Source organism: Paenibacillus sp. FSL H7-0357, from assembly GCF_000758525.1.
Lineage (GTDB): Bacteria > Bacillota > Bacilli > Paenibacillales > Paenibacillaceae > Paenibacillus_AQ.
Genome location: NZ_CP009241.1, coordinates 6,895,756 through 6,916,200 on the forward strand (window position 1 = coordinate 6,895,756; position 20,445 = coordinate 6,916,200).

The window sequence follows — 20,445 nt, forward strand, 5'->3', positions numbered from 1 at the left end:
ACCGCCTGACACCAGCAGCCCTGCCAACCAGTTACGCATTGTCGCCAAGCAGCGCGGCAACATCCTCGCGAATTACAGCCGGTACTTGTTCCAGCTTTTTAAGTCCCTTGCGGACCAAGCTTGCATATACTTGTGTCATTTACTTAGCACCTCCAGTCAAGGGTAATACCAGCTCGTACAGCTCTGTTAACGCCAATTGCGCACTTACAGCCTCTTTTTGTGCAGAGAGTAACTGCTCATAATTATCAGCGAGAGCCATCTGTGTGCTGGATAGCTCTGTTGTCAGGTCCTTGATTTGCTCGGTTAACGGCTTCTGGTAGACTGGTTCCGTGGGTTCTTCTGGAGCTTCTGGGTTTGTATATAAAAACTCCAGTTCTTCTGTCTCTAAATTCACGCGAAATCGTCCCCAAGACTCGCGAAACTCAACATTATATTGACCGAACTCTAATTCAATCATTCCTACCGTTTCCTCTACACGTTCATTAAGCACCTTGAAAGATGCAAAATCCTGCTCGCGAGTTGTTTTAACAACATCACCGACCATTTCGCCAGTATCAAGAATTACATTTCCCGTCGCTTTATCAAAATAAATTTTTCTTCCGATTTCCATAAAAATTCATCCTCTCAATATAATTATTTTTCCCATGCTTGCCAAGTTAAAGTGTGTGTTCCGATTGTATTGCTAAGTGAAAAGCCATTGCCTGTCCATGTATCGTTACTTGTCCCACCATATTCCCACGAACCGTTAGGGCCGCCGTTGTACGATGCCCAAAGCCATTTCCCGCCAGCGCCTCGATATACAATATAATCACCAGTAGAATCGTAATATTCTATACTTATTGCATAAGGGACAAAAGCTAGTCCACTTACGGAAAATGAACTTCCCGGATTAGCAGACGAACCACTTGCGCTCCTTTTTCCTTCTACCATAGTTCCTGTGAGTCCAAGAATATTAACCCCATTACGGATATTAGAAGCTACGAGCCCCGGGGAGGCACCTGTAACCCACGTGGATCCATCATAGTAACCTTGTGGTGGCTGTAAAAACACTCTATCACCAGACCATACTGTAAAAGCGTTAGCTGGCATGTGTATATTTTCGGCACTTCTGTTTGGCATCGTCCCCGCAGTCCCCGCAATAGTTGTCCCGACCAAAACTCTGGTTTTGTCAAACGTCACAGCAGCCACTACACCCTGTCCGTCATGGTATCCAAAAAGGATAGCCTGGGCTATTGCGCCAGGCGTGACGGTTACAGATCCTCGATTTGGCATAGTTCCTAATGCGTAATAATTGTCCTTCGAACTAAAATATCTGCCCGCGATTACATCGCTGGGATTTGCCGTACCCGGTATCCATAGAATCGACATTTATTATCCCTCCTGTGTAATGACCGCCGTGACCCAAGTAACACTCGGTACGGAAGTCACCACGGCCACATTGACCCAAGTTCCAGCGTTGCAGTTCAGCGTAGGCGCTATAAAAGTGTATCGTCCGCCCCCCATCGCGGTACTTGGTAAAATCACGTACTCTCGTGCAATGCTATTAGTGTCAGTATACTTAACCGATATCTTAACAGTCGCCGAATTGTGTAGAGTTAGGGCTGATTTTACCGTAATTACTGCATTCGCTTCTATCGGAACCTCATAGTAAGCGACAAGGGTTTCACTAGTGGTGGAGAGCGGAGCTTCCTTTGCAACTACTCTATTAGCAGCTACTCCCGGAATTTTCCCGGTGGCGTCTGTGGTAACAACGTCAGTCCAGCGACTCCAGTAATTCCCGTCGGAACGTGTTCTAAATCTCCTCATTGGAGTGCTATTACCCACGTTAATGGCTTCTTGGACGAGGTATCCAGATGCATTAGCATATACAAGCAGTACACACCAATCCATCCCCGGACCATTAACGTAACTGGCGCTTGTTGCTAAGGTGTACATACCTAATGCTGTTTTGTTATTTAGGTTTTCACCAGCAGAGGGTGCTCCCCTTTTAACGAAAGAGTTGCCCGACTCACTAGTCATTACTTCTACCCATGAGCTCCAGAGTCCTTGATCCGTACGAGTACGGTAATACTCAAAAGACCCAAATACTTGAGTAGCTGTTTGTTTAACGAATCCACCACTTCCCTGAGACCTCGAAACTGACAGGACATAGTATGAGTCCGTTGGTGGACGGTGGACGTAGGATGCGTAGTAGTCGCTTAGAAGCATGTAAGAACCGTTGCCATGGTAGTCATTTAAATCTGACCCAGCAGGAACGACTCCCCTTTCCTTGAAGAAGCCGACATCGTTTGCGGAACTCCATATTCTTGTCCATGTCCCCCATACGTTCAACTCTTTCCGTCTGTACCACATTCCTGTTCTACCTACGTCAGTAGCATTAATGGGCATGAACGTTTGCATGGCATAAGAATTGTCAGCGTTCCAGCTAGTGTGCGTAAGATAGCCCTGATTGTTGCCATCCGTTCCAGCCCAAAGACTTCCTGTCCACGATGCGGCAACGACATAAGAGCCATTGTGCACAAGCGCATTGGCGTCACCTACAGTTTGCCCTACTCCGAACAAGCCCGATGTGTTTGCACTGTTCAGGCTCTTCCGCCAAGCCGGGTAATATTGCGGCCCATTATTAGCGTAAATAAATTCACTACTGTTTGTATCGGCGTCCACAGCGTTGGTCGTAGGTGTCGTAATACGGATTGTATAATTGTCAGCGAGCAGGGAGCCAATTACTTCCACAACCGCCCCCGCAAGATGTATTAAACCGAGGCCTGTGTCGGTAATGTGGACATTATAAGCATAGGACCAATCGCCACGCCCTACCCAGTATCCTCCCTCAGGGGAATGTGCTCCCATATTCTTAAGCATCGTTATAAACTCAGGAGTCGTAACGCCCGTATCTGTCCCGCCAAAAGTAACGTATTTTCCTGCCTTGGCAAATCCTTGGGCAGCCGCACCTGTTAGTAACGTATCCCATGCGCCCCATGCGTCGCTGCCGTATAGCGCTTGACGGTACTTAATTGGGGCAGATATATTATACGGATAAAAATACTGAGTGACTGCGGTAGCCCCTACTCTATTGTTACCCCTGACTGAGGCAACGGTGCCGTAAACTGCGGGCCATCCCGGCGAATCGTTAACAAAGAAAATAGTCTCTCCTCCGGGGTAGGTGCTTGGCGCATCAGTCGCTAGTCTAAAATTTTCGGCACTTCTTGCATCCACTCCGTCAAATATCGCAGCTCTATTTTGGACGGCGACATTGAGCCATGGACCCCATTCCGTTTCTGTGCGCGTTCGATACCATTTCCCGTACGGTGCGGTTGTTTGTGTAGCTTCCTGCACAATGTAACCTTGGCCGCCGACATATACATTCAGGATACCCCAAGGTGCTGTTAATGGAGGACGGTTTGCGGGGACAGCCCCGTAAATCTGATATATCCCTGGTTTTGTGTATTGGTTATAATCTACATCTACAATCCCATTAGTTTTAAATATTGAATCTCCAGATACCTCTATCCAGTTCCCCCATACTCCTCCAACCTGAATGCGCTCAAACGTAGTTGGTTTTCGTGCGGGAGTTCCATTTAATGTAGTGGCCCGCTGCAAACGGTAGTCCCACTGATTATTAGAATGAACATATGACTCAATATAAAACCAATCTGTTGAGGCATTTGGAGCATTTACAAAACTTTCTCCGTCAAAAAAACCGTTTACTGTTAAATTATTTAAGTTATACCCAGTAGAAAGATTAATTACTGTCCCAGTCGGGGTTGTTAATCTATGCTTTTGGATCAGATAACCACTTCGCGTAACTGTATCATCTGGTATAGTTTGTACTGCCCTAGGTAATGTTGTGGCAGCACCAGTGTATACAGTACCTTTGCTCCAAGCAACATAACCATGAGGAGACATCTGTTTAATACTAACAACGTAATCGTTTCCGTTGCTCGTCCGGGCTTCAATAGTGATTTTCAAAGTTGAAGCACTAGAATCCCACGAAATCGGAGAAATAGAAATTGCATCTTGTATTGGTCCAGTTACTTCTGTATAAGCATCAGTTTGATAACTTATTGTTCCCCCGCCATCTGTTATGATTTCATAGCGCTTTGTTAATTTCCCCGCAGCATTACCATTAACCCACGTTCCTGCAACTGTAACTTCTACAAAACCAGCGGTTAACCCCGTGTGAACTAGGTTTATCTTTTGATTTGGGACGCCATGAGTGAAAGAGAATGTAAATACACTTTCTCCTAATTTATTTCCACCCAAACTCAAACCGCTTCCCATTACTTGGCCTATTTCATTCAGTGCTGCTACACCATTTGCCGTGCCCTTTTGGGTTGTCGGGATTGAAGCATTCTTTGCCGCTGATTCTGCTGCATCAGCCTTACTGGTCGCATCCTGAGCAGCTGCATTGATAGCTGCGTCTTTGGCTGCATCAGCCTTAGACTGTGCCCCGCCTGGTGTCTCCTTGGCGTTCCAGGTTGTTCGCTCTGGTGCTGTGATGTGGCGGGTTGCATCATCCGCGTGGACTTTAGCTGCCTCTAATGTTGTAGCTGGCGCTGTCCGCCAGGAGGATTTACCCGTGATTCCCTTAATCATATTAGCCAGCCAACCCAGCAAAGTGGTCAGCGTACCAGTTTCGCCAGTGGGTGCGGTGCTGTCGCTTATCGTTCGATTCCCGATGACAGTGTCTGATGCTGATCCTGTGCCACCAGCACCCGCCGTAATCCCGGCAAGCTTCGCCTTTTCAGCCGTGGTGTAATCTTCGGTGCTTAGTTGTTTTCCGCCCACCTTGTCCACCTTGATTGCTGCTACAGCATCCAGATCAGACCGTAAAGCATAAACCAGCGATTCATCGATTACTGCCGTTATGTTTGCTGCAGTGCCGACTACAACGATACAGTCAAATGACTTTTCTATGATGTCGGTACTATCGGCGGGGGCAATATAATCTGCTGTTACGCCAGAGTTGGCGTAAGCATATAGAATTTCCCCTACATCCGGATCATGTGCGAAAACCCCGACCTCTCGAAAATAAAAGCCCGTTGTAATTTCTGCATTTGATAAAACCGCTCCAATTACCGCCTTATTAGGCAGTTGAGTCTTCAGTCTTGTAATCGGCAAATTCTTTTTTTGAGAAATCAGCCCATTTAGCGCTGAAATAGACTGCCCACTAAGTGTTCCATCTCCGACCGCAATACGCGTGTAGTTAAGTGCCGCTCCCGCCTGCGCCTTGCCCTGAAGTGCAATACCTTTTGTCGTTATTGTCATGCCACCAAATACTGCCACAAAAGCCCCTCCTTAAATAATAATTCGTTCTCCAACGTGTATAAACCCACCTATATACAATGGCAGTGTTTCAGCTTGTGATATGGTGACGCTATCTAGTACAGTAGAAAGACGTTTAATTGCATTCACGGCTTCTATAAACTCTTGTGCACGTGTGGTAGTAACATCCGCATTATTAGTAACCACTCGAAAATGATAAGGATCACCGCCATATTCCCACCACTCCTCAACTGAACCCTCCCCAAATAGAATCTTTATTAAACTTTCAACAGCACCAGCTGTTCCTTTATGCCGGTGAAAGGAAATGGCGTTGTTAACCAGGAGTCGCTTTTGTCCCACGGATAATTCCGGATCATAATAGGGCGGACGGTACTGAAGTGCCAATTGATCAGTCTCTTCATTTGTCCATTCTGTCGAGCGACTAAATATATTTAGTGATGTTATCATATCCGTTGTTACTTGAAGTTGTTTATCCAGTGCAGTGGCGGCGGCAGTGATAGCCGGATCGTTTCGGATCGAATGCGGAAGGAGATCAAGCAGGCTTACCGTTTGAATATTAATCATCAACAAGACCTCCATAGGTGATTGTTGTCGTACCCTCCTGTGCAATTTGGGTCATTGTCAAAGCCGTATACACTGGTGCTGTCGGCACTACGCGCAGCGCACCCGCTTCCATGACACGGGTAATCAATTCAGAAGGATTGATATGTCGACCAAGCTTGGACTTTTGCCAGAGCTGATAATCAGCGATTGCGGTTGTTACCGCCGCCTGAATGCTAGATACTTCCGAAGCCCGACTGCGGCTAATGTAATAGGTAACAGTAGTGTTATAAGATTCAGGTGTCGGGGCAATTACCTTCACCTGATCCGTCAATGGCCTAATGCCGCGGTCATCCAATATCTCACTGACGGCATCAAGGATATCCTGGCCTGGAATCTGTCCACCAATAAGCAAAGGAACTATTGTCACCTTACCATCATCCGGGGAATAGGCATGCACATCCAGAATTGCTGCAGATGTGGATTTTGCCCAAAACTCGTACGCCCCCTGCGGACCAGCTGTACTATACGAATCCGGAGCTGCCCGGATGCGATCCCGAAAGGCTTCATCCGTCTCCTCTGCAGAACCTCCACTGCTGATTGTAGAATTGATAACAGATTGAACAAATGGTAATTGATCCATAAGAACATTAATCTGGCCCGGTAAGAAACCATTGCCGCCAGTACCGAGAGATGAGCAAATCGCTGTAACGGTACCGGTGGTTGCTCCGGCAGGTATCTCTACATACTCTGTTGTCGCAAAATATATAGAACCATCACCTCCTAGTATACCGACACGAGTACCCGCAGGAATCGAAGTGACGGCTAACAAAGGAATGGACAGTGTAAATTGCAGCGTGGTGATTGCCGAAGACGCAGGCAATCGCTCCGAACCCTGAAATGCACCCATATGATCCAACAGAACTCCCGATGCATACCGTAACAAATTGCCCTTTGCCGTCTGGTTAATAAGTACTCGTTGTTGAACAATCAGAACAGCCAATGAAGACAAAAACAGCCTCACCGGATCGGCAGGCTGCAGGGTTCGGCCGGTTAGGCCCTCGTAAATAGCAATCACGTTTCGCTGGATATCCGCAGCTTCTTCAGCCACGAACTGTATTTCAGGCAAATCTGCATATAGCACCAAATCACATCACCTCCTCATTTAAACTATATTGCACCACTGCTAGTATCCGGCCTGTCAAAGCATCAATCAGGTCATCCTTAAAAAATATGTCCGTTATTTGCGCTCGTGGCTCCTGTTCAGCCACAGCAGACATAATCTCGCTTATAATACGTGTCTTTGCGAAGGAATAGGGCTCGTCCACTATCCCATAATCTAATCCGATGCTTCGTGCCAGCGGTGCACTGCCCTGCGGTGTCATGAGAATGGTCCGAACGTTTTGGGCAATTTCTTCCGCTATTGTTTCCGGTGCAAAATCTATGTTTGACTGCTGGGTAGTATCTACGGTATAGATCACTTTACATATTCCTCCAATGTAAGATCAACTTTTGCCACACGGACATTCCCCCTGTTGTCAAGCTGCTCCCAGGCTTGTGTCATATTAGTGATCACCCATAGCCCTGTTCCTACACCCTTATTTCCGATAACCAAAGGGAGTGCTCGGCCGGCCCGTTCCAGCTCTGTTAACCTGTCCACTGCTTTCCTGGGGTTGAGGCCATGCTCCCAAGAAAAGCGTATAGAAAAGGTCACTGTGTCCACTCCAGGTCCCAGCCACTCTTTTTTAGGCTTTTGCCCGATAATATCATGTTGAGCCCAGCGTCCCGCACTGCTTCGCACTAAATCCTGGAGCGTAAGAATGTATGCTTCGGAAACAGAAAATACGATAGGCCCAAGGGCGCCGACAGTATAGATATCCGCTTCTGCTTCTCCGCTCATAATACGCCTCCTGAACTTGTAACATTCCCGGTAACGGTCAAATCCCCTTCAATTTTCATACCGCCGACTGCCTTAACATTTAACATACGGGTACTGCGGTCATAAAAGACAAAGCTGCCATCCTCAAACCACACACCCTGTTGATGGACATCACCAGGCGGAGCATCCTCTGAACCATAGTAGGTCCCCAAGCAAAAACCTGCAGAGCGGTCATTATCCAAAAATGCACAAAGAACGGTATCCCCGGGTTCCGGAAAAGCATTTGTACGTGCCCATCCTCCTGGTGTAATAACCAGCAACGGTGCTGACACCATATTGTCCCGGTCAGGAAAGGTAACCCGCACGCTGCCGGATCCCGGGTCTGCCGTAGAAACTTGTCCAATAAAGTTCATGATTACCACCCTAATACCTTTCTTATTTCCAAATCAGTTGTATAGCCTCCGCTTCCGATAACATGTCTCGCAGACTCAATAATGTATTTGCCGTCGAATCGCTTCCAGCCCACTATATTAATAGTCAAGCCAGCTGCCATGCGGATATCTCCCATGAGAGATAATGAGCCTTTTCCGCCTTCTTTATTGCGCTCCCTTAGCCTTTTACGAGCCAGCTGTATGGCCGCAGCTTGATCATCTACCTGTTCGTTTATCTTTAGTATAGGACCAGTCTTCGGAGCACCAACAGGTGTGTACGTTGCTTGTACCGGCTCCTTGCTTTTAGGTGGTGTATACGTAATCGTACAGGCACGGTATGCCGAGTATGCCGTATTGATTGAAAATCCATACCCCTTCACATTGTCCTCACCACGTGTTATAGTCGCGATTGGTAGCTTTTTTTCATATACAGATTCGTCAAACATTACCAGAGTACCGTTTGAAACTTTAATGGCAATCCCTTCCCTGGTCGCTGTCTCCAATAAAAAGCTTAAATCTGATTGCTCTGTCTGTTCCAAATGATCATATGAGGGGTTATCTTCAGCCCTATAAAGCAGCTTTAGCTTTGCCCGTTTGGCTACCTCAGCAGCAACCGTATTTAGATTCGTTTTCTCCCAGGCTCGCGAGCTTTGCTGCATTCGAATTTCCGAACTGATTGGAAGCGACACTGCCTTTATTGCCACCGTATCCGGCGGACCGTTAAATTCAATGCTGTCTACTTCAAATGTCCCAAGTGGCAGCTTCTTAATTTCATTTGCCGCATCCCAATTTATAGTACGTATTGTGGCATGAATTCGATCCCCTTCGCTTGGAACCCAGGCCCCCTGCCAATTACGCCCTGTATCCTCCAGTGAGATAGAAATGTCATCAAGTGAACCGGAAGCGGCATCGTTGTACTGAAAACCTGTCAGCGATTTTGCAATATCCTTGCTTACATCCTTTCCGTTATACTGAAGTACCAGCATTGCCCTTCGGGCGTTTTGGGGCAAATCCAAGGTTAATCCTCCCTTCGCCAAGGCGGAAGCATATCTGAAGTGATGACTGGCTTATCAGGCACGTTTATGGCAATATTTCTAGAAAAGATGACTGTTGCCGCATGGTTGGGATTTGCATTCATGAGCATTGTCATTAATTGCTCGTCTCCATACACCTGAAAGGCGACACTATCCCAAGTGTCACCTTGTACTGTCCTGTAGATCATTAGAAACTCACCCGCCTTTGCTGCTGGATCATTTGCTGAAACCGTTGTTCAAATGCCGGTTGTTGATCCTGGATGGCCTTGGCTACTTCAGCCGCAATAGACGGCGTCCCTCCTTGAATCGTAACTTGTGGCGCCCAGTTGACCTGTATATTCCCCTCCGTTAAGCTGGTTGAACTGGTGTAACCCATTAAGTCATTTGCTTTATCCAGAAGGGAGCGGGAACGCGGCTTCTGATTGAGTGGAATTGCAATTTCAGGGCCTGCTTCTCCGAATATAGAAGGACGTAAAGCTATGCCTCCATCCTCAAAACCCGCATAACCCTCAAAACCAGGATCACGTAGCTGCAAACGGTGTTGCTCTCGACCGGATACCGTTCTTAGATCGGGTGAACCGTTTTTCTTTGCAAACTTGTCAATTTTCTGTGGGAATTGCCCTGTTTGCCCCCATATCAGCATAACATTTATCTTTTTATCACTGGGCATCATGGACAATGCCGCGTTCAGTTCCGAAACATCCTCCATCGCTTGCTGAAATTGCAGCTTTTGAGCATCAGATAATGTCTTATACTTGGCTGCCTGCTCCTCCAGAGTTCCCCCAAGCTTCTTTTCAATTAAACTTTTTTTATTGTCATAAAGAGTTTCATAAGTGTCTTGGGCAATTACCTGCTTTTCCAAAATACTCTGAAGTTCTTCTGAGCCTTTGTCTCGCTTCTCTTTTATTGTTTTTATTGCATTTTTAAGACCAGGTAGCCGATTTATATCATCAAAATTAGCACTAGTACCTTCTACATTAAATCCTACCTCACCAGTTATTGTATTGACCTTTTGACGCAGTTCCTCAAGCTGTTCATTTTTTTTATCCGAGTTAGGGAGTTGCATTAACCGTTCATACTCCGCTTCGAATTTTTTAAGGTCGGAAATTGCAGGATCAAGCATATCCTTCTTCATGGCCAAATTTTGGGAACTGTTTTGAAGTTCAGTCATCTCTTTTTCAAGCTCAGGAAGATTGTCTTCAGTCTCGTATATTTTGTTCTCAAGGGTGATTTTCGCCAAGTCCTTCTCTGCATCGCTTTCCTGCTTCATAAGGTCCAGCTTCTCTTCAATCTTCCCATTCTCAATATCGTATTGACTTATTGTCTTAGGATGTAGCTCCTGCAGTTTGGTAGTCACTTCACGTAAACGCTCCTGTTGTCTGGCTAAAGTTTCTGTATTTTTAGCCAATCCTTCTGAACTGGTTGAGCTCTCTTTTATTTTTTCATTCAAATGCCGATATTCCCAGACAAGGTCATTGGTGAGTTTCGCCTTTCCTTGTGCTGCTTCATATTTCTCTCCAGCTTCGTCCAGTGCATCGCCCATGTGCAGTAATTCCTGCCGGGCATTTTCCTGATGATGTTTATAAGCGACCACCCCAGCTGTCACTAATCCCAGTGCACCCACAGCAATCCCCACTGGATTCGTCAGCAGTCCCAGCGCTCCGGCAAACCCGCCAGCCGCTCCGCCTGCACCGCCAGCAGCACTTCCGATTTTCAGGAATCCCTGAACAATCTTGAGAGTATTCACTCCAATTGCCGCCGCGGGAGCTCCAAGGCCAATGACCATCATGAGCTCTTTATTGTTCCCCATCCATTGAACCAGACCCTGAAGCAGCGGCATCAACTTCTCTCCAAGCGGAACGATCAGTTCGGTCATCATTTCACGGCCGACTGCCTGGAACTGCTGTGTCAACGTACTGTATTTTACAGCAGCAACTTCTTCCATAGTCTGCTTGGTCATGTCGAATTGACTTCGGGTGCTCCCGAGCGCAAGAATGGCTTCGCTGCCAATAGCCGAGAACTGACTGCCGAATAGCTCTCCAGCAAGTTGTGCTTGTTTTACTGGATCTTTAATTTCTTTTAGTTTCTGAATCACTTGCTCCATCGCTTGCTTGCCGGTAAGTGAACCGTTCGACAGCCCCTTGAAAATCTTCTCTCCGCTGCCAAGTGTCTTCTGCAGCTCCAGCATGGCTTTCTTCGCGGAATCTCCGCCCGCTTTTAAATCTTTTGTCAGGGTGTCAGCTACAGTCTTTCCCGCCACTTTCAGAAGTTGGGCGTATTCAGCCGAACCTGCACCGCCCTTTACAAGCGCTGCGCTGAACTTGTCCAACTGCTCTGGCGCAAACAATTCGTATATAGAGGCGCTTACTGAGTCAGAGTCACTCATTATTGCTGTACTGAACTCTTTCACAGCATCTGCTACACCTCCAAGCGAAGAGGCCCCATTTTCGATCCCTGCACTGAAGAGGCTGAACATCTCATTGGCTGAATAGCCCATTTTGTCAAAATACACACTATACTCACTTGTCGTATCAAGTAGTTCATCAGATCGGTCCAAGCCCTTCTGTGCTCCTTGAGCCATCAAGTTATAAGCTTGCTCGGAGTTAATACCAAACCGCTGCATCATCGCATCCACTGCTTTCAGAGAATCAGGCAGCTCTCCTTTAAAAACATCCCGGTAGGTAATCGCATTCTCCGTAGTTTTCTCAAGCTCATCCCCACTTTGCTGCAATACTTTTTTAACCAGCGCCAGAGAGTCACCTAAATCCTCAAAGCCTTTACCATAGTTCTGGCGATAGAGACTGTTAGAGATTTCTTCCATATCCTCCATCTGCTCTGTTGTCATTCCTGTTGATGCCTGCAATTGGGCCATAGCATCAGCGGATTCATTGATTCCGCTCATAATTTTCTTAAGCGGTTCGATACCTGATTTCAATTCAGAGAATAGTTCCTTCTGTCCCTTCATGCCTTCCAAAATGCGGCCAAGTTTAGAAGCACTCTCGCCTAATTCTCCAACTGAATCTTCCGCCGCGTCCGCATCTCGCCGCACATTATCAAAACCTGAAATTCGTGATAACTCCCGAAGAACCCTTGCAACATCTTCTATACTGTCCTCTGCTTCTCCCACCGATCGGCGAAAGGAGGCAGATACAACGGCATTCAATTGATAAACAATATTATAACTATTAATTGCACCACTCGACCCTGCCACGAATTATTTCCTCCTTCCCTTAATCCGGGTAACCCGCTCCACCCATTCCGCCATTTCGCAAAGGGGCAGCGAAAGAAAATACGGAATGGGTGTGTAGGTAAACATGGCCAGAAGGGCGGCGAGATCCTTGACCTCCTCGCCACCCCCACAGCCTACAGCAGCAAAAAACTTTGTGCCCGCAAAGTCAGCCTAGTGAAATCCTTTGCCGGAAGCGCGCGGATTAATCCGACATGAACGCCGGCGGCCTTTGCTACAATGTAGGCCTGATAGGCTTTATTCGTCTCCTTAACCAATTCAGTGCCACCGTGTCTTGCCGCTTCAGCTTGGTATTGACGGTCACAGGCAAGAATATCCACGCCGGTCAACTTGTCGAAATCAATGGTCAAAGTTTCTACAGTATTTCCTTCAAAAGTGACAGGCCGGGCGAAAGTATATACTTCCGCCAAGTCCTCCTCGATTATTTCATTTTCCATTGTTTAGCCCTCCCTTATCACAACGCCAAATTTCTTTTAGTAATTTCAAGATAATCTTTGTCAAACACTCTGTGGACATAGTTATATTTGTCGATCTCCAATATACGCTCACCGTTGAGTTCCACCATCAGATAACTAACCGAGAAATTATTCGTAGTCTCCATAGTTGTCGCAGGTTCAAGATTGCCTAGTGACAGCCCCAGTGGTCTTGCACGTACTGTGATCTTTAGCGCGGATTCATTATATTCAGCAGTGGAGGTATTAAACGTCTGAATTGATGCGCGCAGGGTTAGCATATGAACCTTAGGAGCCATTAGTTCAACTGCTTCCTTTTCCATCGTACGCCATTTGAGGGACAGATTCATTACACCGGTATGTCCTGGAGAAGGAGCCTCTATTTCGCCCGAGATTCCTCCACCTTTGATTGTTTCCACCAGATAAGTAATCTCTGGCAACGTAGCAGTAGCTGTACCCAAATATCTATCCTGATCACTCAAGAAAACTGAATAATCGATAATACGTTCTGATCTATTAGGCATGTTTTTCCTCCTTTAGGCTGTCAATGCAGCCAAATAAGTTGTGTCGTATTCAAGCAGGAATGAGATCTCCTGTGCAGGACCTGGTGGAGTGATATATAAATGGAAAGTAATTTTACCGGACATCAGGTCCGTGGCCTGATTTTCGGAAGCATTAAATTCCACACGACCGCCAAGCAGCGCACCGGATGCCACGAGACCGTTCAGCCAAATATTTACCGAGTCCGTGACTGCAGCGATCAACCGCTTGTTCATCGGATCATCAACCTTTTGCATATAGGTCAGAATCAAGCTGTTCCCGATCCAATTAAACATACGGCGAGCCGGAATAAAGCTGTCTTTCGGATCGGTCGTCCCCGGGAACGAACCTGTGTTGTTCCCCCAGGCTTTCCATCCGCTCGTGCCAAGATTAAGGGCAGTCATAATTCCGAGACTGTTCATATAGCTCACTTGATCGATCCCTAAATACAAGCTCGTCCCATTGGAAAGTGCAGTACCATCGGCTTGAAGTGCTTTATTAGATGGCGATACAAAAGGTACTCCGCCGTAGCTCGCATCTGTTGCTGCGATTAGTCCTGCCAGCTGTGTAGAAAAATGATACTGCTTATCTCCCATTGTAAGCATGGGGTAGGAGGCAATTTGGAGAGTTCCATTATAGCTATTCACAGACTTCCAGGTTCCGGCATCGCTATAAGCCTGAGCCGGATCAATATCTGTCAGCGCCATTGCCTTGAAGTTGCCGTTAATGTTGCTGGCTTTGGCTCTCATAACTGCTGCTACTGAAGGGAAATGAGACCATCCAGGTGCAAGCAGTAAATCTGGGAGAATCCCGAAACGCGGATACACTTGGTTAATCAACTCAAAGCCGGTGTATTCCCCAGATGATGTAAGACCACCGATCACATCAACCAAGTCTACGGCACTTGGATTAATCCGGTCATACCCTACAGAGAGCTGTGCTACATTAGCTGAAATGTTTCCACCAGCTTTCACCGAGATCACTACATGGCCGTTATCATTAAATGCGGCATTAAAGTCGACACCAGCTACGTATGTTGATGTTCCGTCAGACGATTTGACTGTGAGCGTTGGCAACAGTATCCCCTCAGACGTCAGCGTAACTGTACGGTTATTTACAGTGACCGCCTCCGGTGGCACCGTCGTCTTATGCACAGCGGGATCCAGGACATTAACCATAATCAACGGGGCTTTCTTGTATAACACGAAATGTGAGTAGATAAGTTCGCAAAGAGTATAGTTCTTCCAATCATCGCTATAGCCAAGTGCGGCTACAGCCTCAGCATAAGTATAAGCCAGTACTGGAGTATTCACCGGTGCAGCTGTCGAAGCCAGATTAACAGGAGCCGTCCCTACTGCAAACGGAATTCCGCTCATTGCCTCTGTGGGTGCCAGGACTGATGTTGGTTGTTCGATAATTGTTACACCATGTTTATAGGCCATTAATTAATTCCCCTTTCCTAAAAGCCTTTGATATGCTGCATACTCTGCTGTACCGGACTGAACAATACGTTCCTGCACTGCATTCATCCCATTAACCGGTACGATAAGTTCTTCTACATCCGGCTGTTCCGCAATCAGTGGCTGCAAATAAGCAGGAATACCGGTCCGAAAGACAGTTGACTGCAGCAAGCGTCCACCCGGCAAGTTCGGACCAAGATAGATTTTTACTGAATCCAAATTTTCTTTCACCGTTACCACTTGCTCCTCCTGCAATTTAACATTATTTTTAGTTCGACTCATATTTTTACCTCCCGTTTAATTTGCGGTAAAGTCCATGTGGTAATGACTTCACCAACCCATTCGAGCATTGGCTGTTCCTCAATAAGTTTCCATTTCCAGCTATCATTAATAGCGAATTTCTTTTCCAGGATACCTTGCCGCATAAGCAGTATACGTACCCGCTCCATCAGGTTTAATAAATCAATAAATCCTGAATTATCCCGCGGCCGAGTCCTAAAAAGAAGTTTAATCTGGGATTGTATATTATCCTTACCTCCCTCCCCCTCAAATGGTCGGATGATAATGAACGGATATTCGGGATCCTCCTGACTATCTGCAGAATTCGGCGGCAAATCACCTAAATATACATTTGGAACCGCAAATGCATCATCAACCAGCTCATTTTCCAAAAAGGTTTGAATCGCCTTGATCAACAAAAATATCGTCACATCATTTCCCCTTTCGGTAAACACTTCCACTCATAAGCACTGCCCGATTATTATGAATTTATTTTCATACCCTTTAGAACAGATTAGCTTTAGTAGTCATATCAACTTCCACCTCCTTACCAGCCAAGCCGGTTAAGCACATGCTTTAAAATGTCTTTCTATACATACAGGGCATTTGCTAGACAAACTCTCTTATTTCATTAACAAGAGGGCTTATTTTTCTTTGAGCCCGTTGAATGTACTCACTTACGCTACCGGCTGAAATTCCAAGCATCTCAGCTATACAAGCATGGGAAAATCCTTCTCCATGCGCCATCATATAGCATTCTCGCTCCCTTTTACTCAATGGCTCTAAAGCAAAATCAAGCAATGAACGCCGATCATCTGTAATCGAATCACTTCGATTAATAGCATCGCTACTGGTAAACAACTGCATTCGTAACGGTTCCAGTAATATTTCACGTTCATATCCGGCACGACGCTCTATCCCCCTTCTATTTCCCGGACGCCTACCTGTGGTCAGCCACTCAATAATGTATTTGCAGTCACTGACCATTCCAGAAATGATTTTCCGGTCATCAGCATCAGCGTTCACATAAGCACATTCGGCTACCTTCAAAGTATCCTGATAATCTGAAAGCATGCCCTCAAGTTCCCTGGTATACGGCAGGGCTGGTTTTTCAGTCCGTACTGTAGTCATCCTTATGCTCCTTTTGTGAGGGGAATTAATCATATTATGTATTAGTAACGTTGTTATACGAATCAATTAAGCACTTATCATTGTATAAATGCGCTTTGTTCATATATCAAACAATTTAAATAAATATGATTCCCAATACTCAATATCGTATTTTTTATCAATGGTATACTCATTTTCGTATTTAGTCAATTGATTATTGCGAATAAATACGATATTGAGCATTTACTTGCAAAAAAAAAACCTCTATAATGAAATACATCTTAGTAGAAAGAACATTCTGATGATATGAGGAGGACTTGACAGTGCGGAGGGCTGAAGTCTTAAAGAAACTGATCGAGGAAACCGGCCTGAACACAAAAGCATTTGCTGAGAAAGCGGGGATTCCTTATACTACGCTCAGATCAATGTTAATGCGCGGGGTAGGTGGTGCTTCAGTAGATAATGTCATCAAAGTATGCCGTGCTCTAGGAATTACAACTGAAGAAATGGATCGTTTGGCATTTAGACCTGATGAAGAAGTTGTTTCCCACTCGATTCACGAGCTTGCTGAGTTTGAAGCTTTTATTAACAATCCTGAACACAGCCTATTCTTTAAAGACTACCTGGGTGCTCCAGAAGAAAGAAAACGGGAAATGCTTACCTTCTGGAATTTTATTAAGGACCTGGAGAAGAAAAAAACAAATGATCAGTAATAACAACTAATACACATAATCGTGGTGCCAGCCGACGAGCTGGTTTCACGCATCCATATATACGAACATACATTCTCATAACGGAGGCCCATTATGTTTATACATTACAAAAAAACTCATTTAGAGCAATTCATTGAACATATTTATTTAGATCACCACATTACGAGCCCAGAGCAAATTACAATTCATGATCTTTCCATTGAACTAAATATAAATGTACAATATTCCCCTATCAGTAGCCGTGCTTATGAGTCAGTCTCAGGTATGCGATGTATTCTTCTGGATAGCCGGATATCTCCAATCAGACAACGCTTTGATTTCTTACATGAGCTCTGTCACATGCTTCGCCACGTTGGTAATCAGATCGTACTTCCCAATCAATTTGTTAAAGCTCAGGAAGAAGACGCTCACAAATTTGTACTCTATGCGACAATGCCGTATTTCATGATAAGAGCATACGTTTTATCAGATGATTACAATCAGGCAATCCATCAACTCTCGAGCATCTTCGGAGTCCCTAGAGAAATGGCTAAGTTAAGGTTTGATCAAATCTTACGCCGTGAATATGAAGGCGAATTATTATCCGGCAGAACATTGCATAATAAATTCAAGAAAAGCCCAAACACACACAGCAATCATGTTAAAGAGACAAAAGTATTGGCGTATTATGACCCCTACAGCAATTTTGATGGGCCAGACCAACTAATTGTTTGTTTAGATTATAAGACTTTAACTACACAATATGAAATTGTTATTCCTATGGATGAACGGTTTCAAGAAATTGAACTAGAGGCCTTAAATGATATCGTTGTGGAATCAACAATAAGCGGAGACTTAATTTGTTTCGATGGACAATTAACACTCCAAGTGCACCAACTTGTCTACAGGTGTGGATATTCCAAAAGAAATTTTGTACTTCATATGAGGGATATCGTTCAACTCCTCGAAACAGATCGAAGATCTTTAGAGAAGTTTAATTAGTATAAGCATGAACCTTCCGTTAAAATACCAATACAAAAAGCCCCTGGCCATAAAGACCAGAGGCTTGATATCCTTGATAACCAAGGGATATTAACGGTTCGAGAACTGTGGAGCGCGACGTGCTTCTTTGAGGCCGTATTTCTTACGTTCTTAAATATTGAACTTCGAACAGTTCAGATTACCGCATATAATTAGGAAGTCTTTCGATTTATCTTCAGATAAGTTCCGAATAATTCCGATTCAAATATGGTCAAAATATGGTCGCGAAATTTGTTCAGCCATCCAAACTTTCCGCGCTTTCTAAAAAGTGAACCTTTATGCCTATGCACTTCGTTGTTATTTTTTTGCGCTCGATTTCAAGTCTTTTAAGATGGCTGCCATTTTCTCGTCCGTAAACATCGGATCGGATAAATTGAACAGCGACTTCAACGAAAACGCTTTGATATAGTCGATCTTCGGCGATGCCAAAAGATCCGGAAGATACCGCTCCAATACGGGTTTGCTGCAATCATCGGCCAGCAACTGGCCTACTGTTGTATACTCGTCAATCACTTGTTCTACAAAGAGAAAATCCCTTGATTTCAACCATGCCTCGCACAGCTTTGTCCATGCTTGCGCTTCCCGATCGCCGCCGGCCAGTCCGAGTCCATGAGGACCACTTTCAAAAAGATGCATTTCGAAAGAAACCCTAAACTTCCTGAGCGCTGCCGCGAACATTAAACAATTCTCAGCCTGAACAACCGGATCGTCTGCCGTGATCCACATAAAAACCGGCGGTGTTTCCTCCGTTACTTGCTTTTCACTTGATAACAGTTCGATCAGAGCACAGTCGTTCTGCCGATCCCCCATCAATACCGATTTGCACGATGCATTCGTAAATTCGCCCATCGTAATGAGAGGATAACAGAGCACGAGCGCATCGGGACGGCTGCTGTATCGTTCGATCGGATCATTGGCTTGCGGATTGCCGTTGTCAAAACTCGTACCTGCCATCGAAGCAAGATGCCCTCCGGCTGAAAATCCCAGCATACCGATTCGCTGGGGATCAATATTCCATTCCGTCCCTCTGTGCCTGATCGTTCGTATGGCCCGCTGAGCATCATGAAGCTGGCTCGGATATTGTGCCGGAGTAACCCTATAATGAAGGACAAATGCCGAAATGCCGATCGCGTTCAACCACCTGGCGACAGGCTCGCCTTCATGACCGGCCCGATGCGTATAGCCTCCGCCAGGACAAACGATGATGGCAGGAAACGGTCCTTCCCCTTCCAGCAAGTACGGTGTTAAGCTGGGACAACCTTCGTTGAATCCCTGCAATGCGGGTTGGTCGTCCCACAAAGGAATGTTCATTGTTATAACTCCACCAACATTCTTTTTATTTTTTCCGCAACAGCACTTCCGAGCTTCCGGTGTTGTTCTGCTTCGAAATGAATGCCGTCTGCATCACTGGAAACGATCACGGTCGAAGCATCCATGATAGATGCGTCGGTATAAGGACTAAGCATTGCGAATGCCTCGCCCAATTGTTTGGACTTCCCTTCCCCGCCCTTGAACATGCCTGCGAATAATCCGGTTTCCTTGATTGGCGGCGGAACTAGAATCAGAACCTGAGGGACTATCGTAATCCCCGGCCTTGAAAAAGTCGTTTTTACGAGCCCGGCAAGCGACAGGGTGCTCATCGCGATATCCAGCGCAGAGACGGAAAACCGCTCTTTCAAATCATTCGTTCCGAGCATGATCACGACAAGATCAAGCGGCCTGTGAGACAGCAGGCAGGACGTCAAGTACTCTTTTCCGCTCATGATTCCATCGATCGGATCCGTCCACACTGTCGTCCTCCCGGGCAAGCCTTCCTCAACAATGTCGTAGCCGTCTCCCAGTTCCTTACGCAGTACGCCCGTCCACCGAACATCCGCCGGAAACCGAACTCCTCGATTCTGCGGATCGGCTCCCCATGTATTTGAATCCCCGAAGCATAAGATCGTTCTCGTGTCGGTCATCTTTAATTACCTCCAAAATAATATGTCAACCTTTGACTACTCTTTTAACTTTAATTGTCACTTTGGGCTGTGATCGATTTTTTCTAAAGCATCATTAATTTTAGCTATAACTTCGTCCAACGAGCTCTCATTCATTATCCCCATAGCCAAGAGCCTTTTTAAAGGAATATCATTGAAGTACAGCCCCACGAATGCCGAAACGTTCAATCGGAGCCGTACTCCAGGAATCTTTTCCGTTTAGCAAGGATGCTTTTTCTTCCAATCTCATTTTTTGCACTAAGGTAGATAATTTGTTATTCATATCTCTCTCCTCCATACAATCTACTTTAGTTATTATCTATTAACTTATAATAAGTGTATGTTTACCTATAGTAGACACTTATATTGTATATTCTGCTTGTTATCAATTTATCAATTTTACGTAAAGAAATTATGAAGAAGGTTAATAAAAAAGAAGCCCCCACAGCAAGGACTTCTTCTAATCGTAATTCAC

23 protein-coding genes are annotated in these 20,445 nt (G+C 45.6%); 2 read left to right on the forward strand and 21 right to left on the reverse strand.

Annotation, left to right across the window (positions count from 1 at the left end; translation table 11 throughout):
* Nucleotides 1–31: 31 nt before the first annotated feature.
* The 18 genes from H70357_RS36405 to H70357_RS30515 form a co-directional block, all read right to left on the reverse strand.
* On the reverse strand, nt 32–139 hold the full coding sequence (locus H70357_RS36405) for a CD1375 family protein (protein WP_197073630.1): 108 nt from the start codon (nt 137–139) through the stop codon (nt 32–34).
* A complete protein-coding gene (locus H70357_RS30430) occupies nt 140–610 on the reverse strand; it encodes a hypothetical protein (RefSeq protein ID WP_063848060.1) in 471 nt (156 codons plus the stop codon).
* A gap of 23 nt (nt 611–633) precedes the next feature.
* A complete protein-coding gene (locus H70357_RS30435; RefSeq protein ID WP_038596996.1) occupies nt 634–1,368 on the reverse strand; it encodes a hypothetical protein in 735 nt (244 codons plus the stop codon).
* 3 nt (nt 1,369–1,371) lie between these two features.
* Nucleotides 1,372–5,286, reverse strand: a complete 3,915-nt coding sequence (locus H70357_RS36810; RefSeq protein WP_052092339.1) for a phage tail-collar fiber domain-containing protein — start codon at nt 5,284–5,286, stop codon at nt 1,372–1,374.
* Nucleotides 5,287–5,298: 12 nt separating this feature from the next.
* Entirely contained in the window at nt 5,299–5,850 is a 552-nt protein-coding gene (locus tag H70357_RS30450) for a phage tail protein I (RefSeq protein ID WP_038596998.1), read from the reverse strand.
* Nucleotides 5,843–6,970 carry a baseplate assembly protein gene (locus H70357_RS30455; protein WP_038600899.1) on the reverse strand — a complete coding sequence of 376 codons (1,128 nt, stop codon included), beginning with the start codon at nt 6,968–6,970 and terminating at the stop codon, nt 5,843–5,845. The genes H70357_RS30450 and H70357_RS30455 overlap by 8 nt, the downstream gene beginning before the upstream one ends.
* A gap of 4 nt (nt 6,971–6,974) precedes the next feature.
* Nucleotides 6,975–7,307: a hypothetical protein gene (locus H70357_RS30460; RefSeq protein ID WP_038597001.1), complete on the reverse strand. Its 333-nt coding sequence runs from the start codon at nt 7,305–7,307 to the stop codon at nt 6,975–6,977.
* Entirely contained in the window at nt 7,304–7,726 is a 423-nt protein-coding gene (locus tag H70357_RS30465) for a phage tail protein (RefSeq protein WP_038597002.1), read from the reverse strand. Before H70357_RS30465 ends, H70357_RS30460 begins: the two co-directional genes overlap by 4 nt.
* The gene (locus tag H70357_RS30470; RefSeq protein ID WP_038597004.1) at nt 7,723–8,118 is read right to left on the reverse strand and encodes a hypothetical protein; all 396 of its coding nucleotides are present in this window, start codon (nt 8,116–8,118) and stop codon (nt 7,723–7,725) included. Before H70357_RS30470 ends, H70357_RS30465 begins: the two co-directional genes overlap by 4 nt.
* A gap of 2 nt (nt 8,119–8,120) precedes the next feature.
* Nucleotides 8,121–9,152 carry a phage late control D family protein gene (locus H70357_RS30475; RefSeq protein ID WP_231578341.1) on the reverse strand — a complete coding sequence of 344 codons (1,032 nt, stop codon included), beginning with the start codon at nt 9,150–9,152 and terminating at the stop codon, nt 8,121–8,123.
* 2 nt (nt 9,153–9,154) lie between these two features.
* Nucleotides 9,155–9,358: a tail protein X gene (locus H70357_RS30480; protein ID WP_038597006.1), complete on the reverse strand. Its 204-nt coding sequence runs from the start codon at nt 9,356–9,358 to the stop codon at nt 9,155–9,157.
* Complete coding sequence (locus tag H70357_RS30485) at nt 9,358–12,381, reverse strand: phage tail tape measure protein (RefSeq protein ID WP_038597009.1); 3,024 nt, start codon at nt 12,379–12,381, stop codon at nt 9,358–9,360. The genes H70357_RS30480 and H70357_RS30485 overlap by 1 nt, the downstream gene beginning before the upstream one ends.
* Nucleotides 12,382–12,533: 152 nt before the next feature.
* A complete protein-coding gene (locus tag H70357_RS30490) occupies nt 12,534–12,854 on the reverse strand; it encodes a phage tail assembly protein (RefSeq protein WP_052092340.1) in 321 nt (106 codons plus the stop codon).
* 17 nt (nt 12,855–12,871) lie between these two features.
* Nucleotides 12,872–13,393 carry a phage major tail tube protein gene (locus H70357_RS30495; RefSeq protein WP_038597011.1) on the reverse strand — a complete coding sequence of 174 codons (522 nt, stop codon included), beginning with the start codon at nt 13,391–13,393 and terminating at the stop codon, nt 12,872–12,874.
* A 12-nt stretch (nt 13,394–13,405) separates the two neighbouring features.
* Complete coding sequence (locus tag H70357_RS30500) at nt 13,406–14,851, reverse strand: phage tail sheath family protein (RefSeq protein ID WP_038597013.1); 1,446 nt, start codon at nt 14,849–14,851, stop codon at nt 13,406–13,408.
* 3 nt (nt 14,852–14,854) lie between these two features.
* On the reverse strand, nt 14,855–15,151 hold the full coding sequence (locus tag H70357_RS30505) for a hypothetical protein (RefSeq protein WP_038597016.1): 297 nt from the start codon (nt 15,149–15,151) through the stop codon (nt 14,855–14,857).
* A complete protein-coding gene (locus H70357_RS30510) occupies nt 15,148–15,579 on the reverse strand; it encodes a hypothetical protein (protein ID WP_052092341.1) in 432 nt (143 codons plus the stop codon). Before H70357_RS30510 ends, H70357_RS30505 begins: the two co-directional genes overlap by 4 nt.
* Nucleotides 15,580–15,757: 178 nt before the next feature.
* On the reverse strand, nt 15,758–16,279 hold the full coding sequence (locus tag H70357_RS30515; RefSeq protein WP_081966003.1) for a sigma factor-like helix-turn-helix DNA-binding protein: 522 nt from the start codon (nt 16,277–16,279) through the stop codon (nt 15,758–15,760).
* A gap of 302 nt (nt 16,280–16,581) precedes the next feature.
* On the opposite strand from H70357_RS30515, the gene H70357_RS36815 reads away from it, so the two are divergent.
* Both H70357_RS36815 and H70357_RS34670 read left to right on the forward strand, forming a co-directional pair.
* Nucleotides 16,582–16,971: a helix-turn-helix domain-containing protein gene (locus H70357_RS36815; protein WP_052092342.1), complete on the forward strand. Its 390-nt coding sequence runs from the start codon at nt 16,582–16,584 to the stop codon at nt 16,969–16,971.
* Between the two features lie 93 nt (nt 16,972–17,064).
* Nucleotides 17,065–17,952 (forward strand): ImmA/IrrE family metallo-endopeptidase, encoded by an 888-nt coding sequence (locus H70357_RS34670; protein WP_052092343.1) that lies wholly within the window; start codon nt 17,065–17,067, stop codon nt 17,950–17,952.
* Between the two features lie 336 nt (nt 17,953–18,288).
* Here the strand turns inward: H70357_RS34670 and H70357_RS30530 are convergent, their stop codons facing one another.
* The 3 genes from H70357_RS30530 to H70357_RS36935 form a co-directional block, all read right to left on the reverse strand.
* The gene (locus tag H70357_RS30530; protein WP_038597017.1) at nt 18,289–19,302 is read right to left on the reverse strand and encodes an alpha/beta hydrolase; all 1,014 of its coding nucleotides are present in this window, start codon (nt 19,300–19,302) and stop codon (nt 18,289–18,291) included.
* A 2-nt stretch (nt 19,303–19,304) separates the two neighbouring features.
* On the reverse strand, nt 19,305–19,952 hold the full coding sequence (locus tag H70357_RS30535; protein ID WP_038597019.1) for an SGNH/GDSL hydrolase family protein: 648 nt from the start codon (nt 19,950–19,952) through the stop codon (nt 19,305–19,307).
* Between the two features lie 169 nt (nt 19,953–20,121).
* Nucleotides 20,122–20,253, reverse strand: a complete 132-nt coding sequence (locus tag H70357_RS36935) for a hypothetical protein (RefSeq protein WP_269322432.1) — start codon at nt 20,251–20,253, stop codon at nt 20,122–20,124.
* Nucleotides 20,254–20,445: the final 192 nt, after the last annotated feature.

Bases quoted from the DNA above. Each gene is read 5' to 3' on its own strand.
- H70357_RS36405 (WP_197073630.1), bottom strand. From the start codon at position 139: ATGACACAAGTATATGCAAGCTTGGTCCGCAAGGGACTTAAAAAGCTG.
- H70357_RS30430 (WP_063848060.1), bottom strand. From the start codon at position 610: ATGGAAATCGGAAGAAAAATTTATTTTGATAAAGCGACGGGAAATGTA.
- H70357_RS30435 (WP_038596996.1), bottom strand. From the start codon at position 1,368: ATGTCGATTCTATGGATACCGGGTACGGCAAATCCCAGCGATGTAATC.
- H70357_RS30450 (WP_038596998.1), bottom strand. From the start codon at position 5,850: ATGATTAATATTCAAACGGTAAGCCTGCTTGATCTCCTTCCGCATTCG.
- H70357_RS30465 (WP_038597002.1), bottom strand. From the start codon at position 7,726: ATGAGCGGAGAAGCAGAAGCGGATATCTATACTGTCGGCGCCCTTGGG.
- H70357_RS30470 (WP_038597004.1), bottom strand. From the start codon at position 8,118: ATGAACTTTATTGGACAAGTTTCTACGGCAGACCCGGGATCCGGCAGC.
- H70357_RS30480 (WP_038597006.1), bottom strand. From the start codon at position 9,358: ATGATCTACAGGACAGTACAAGGTGACACTTGGGATAGTGTCGCCTTT.
- H70357_RS30490 (WP_052092340.1), bottom strand. From the start codon at position 12,854: ATGGAAAATGAAATAATCGAGGAGGACTTGGCGGAAGTATATACTTTC.
- H70357_RS30495 (WP_038597011.1), bottom strand. From the start codon at position 13,393: ATGCCTAATAGATCAGAACGTATTATCGATTATTCAGTTTTCTTGAGT.
- H70357_RS30500 (WP_038597013.1), bottom strand. From the start codon at position 14,851: ATGGCCTATAAACATGGTGTAACAATTATCGAACAACCAACATCAGTC.
- H70357_RS30505 (WP_038597016.1), bottom strand. From the start codon at position 15,151: ATGAGTCGAACTAAAAATAATGTTAAATTGCAGGAGGAGCAAGTGGTA.
- H70357_RS30515 (WP_081966003.1), bottom strand. From the start codon at position 16,279: ATGACTACAGTACGGACTGAAAAACCAGCCCTGCCGTATACCAGGGAA.
- H70357_RS34670 (WP_052092343.1), top strand. From the start codon at position 17,065: ATGTTTATACATTACAAAAAAACTCATTTAGAGCAATTCATTGAACAT.
- H70357_RS30530 (WP_038597017.1), bottom strand. From the start codon at position 19,302: ATGAACATTCCTTTGTGGGACGACCAACCCGCATTGCAGGGATTCAAC.
- H70357_RS30535 (WP_038597019.1), bottom strand. From the start codon at position 19,952: ATGACCGACACGAGAACGATCTTATGCTTCGGGGATTCAAATACATGG.
- H70357_RS36935 (WP_269322432.1), bottom strand. From the start codon at position 20,253: ATGAATAACAAATTATCTACCTTAGTGCAAAAAATGAGATTGGAAGAA.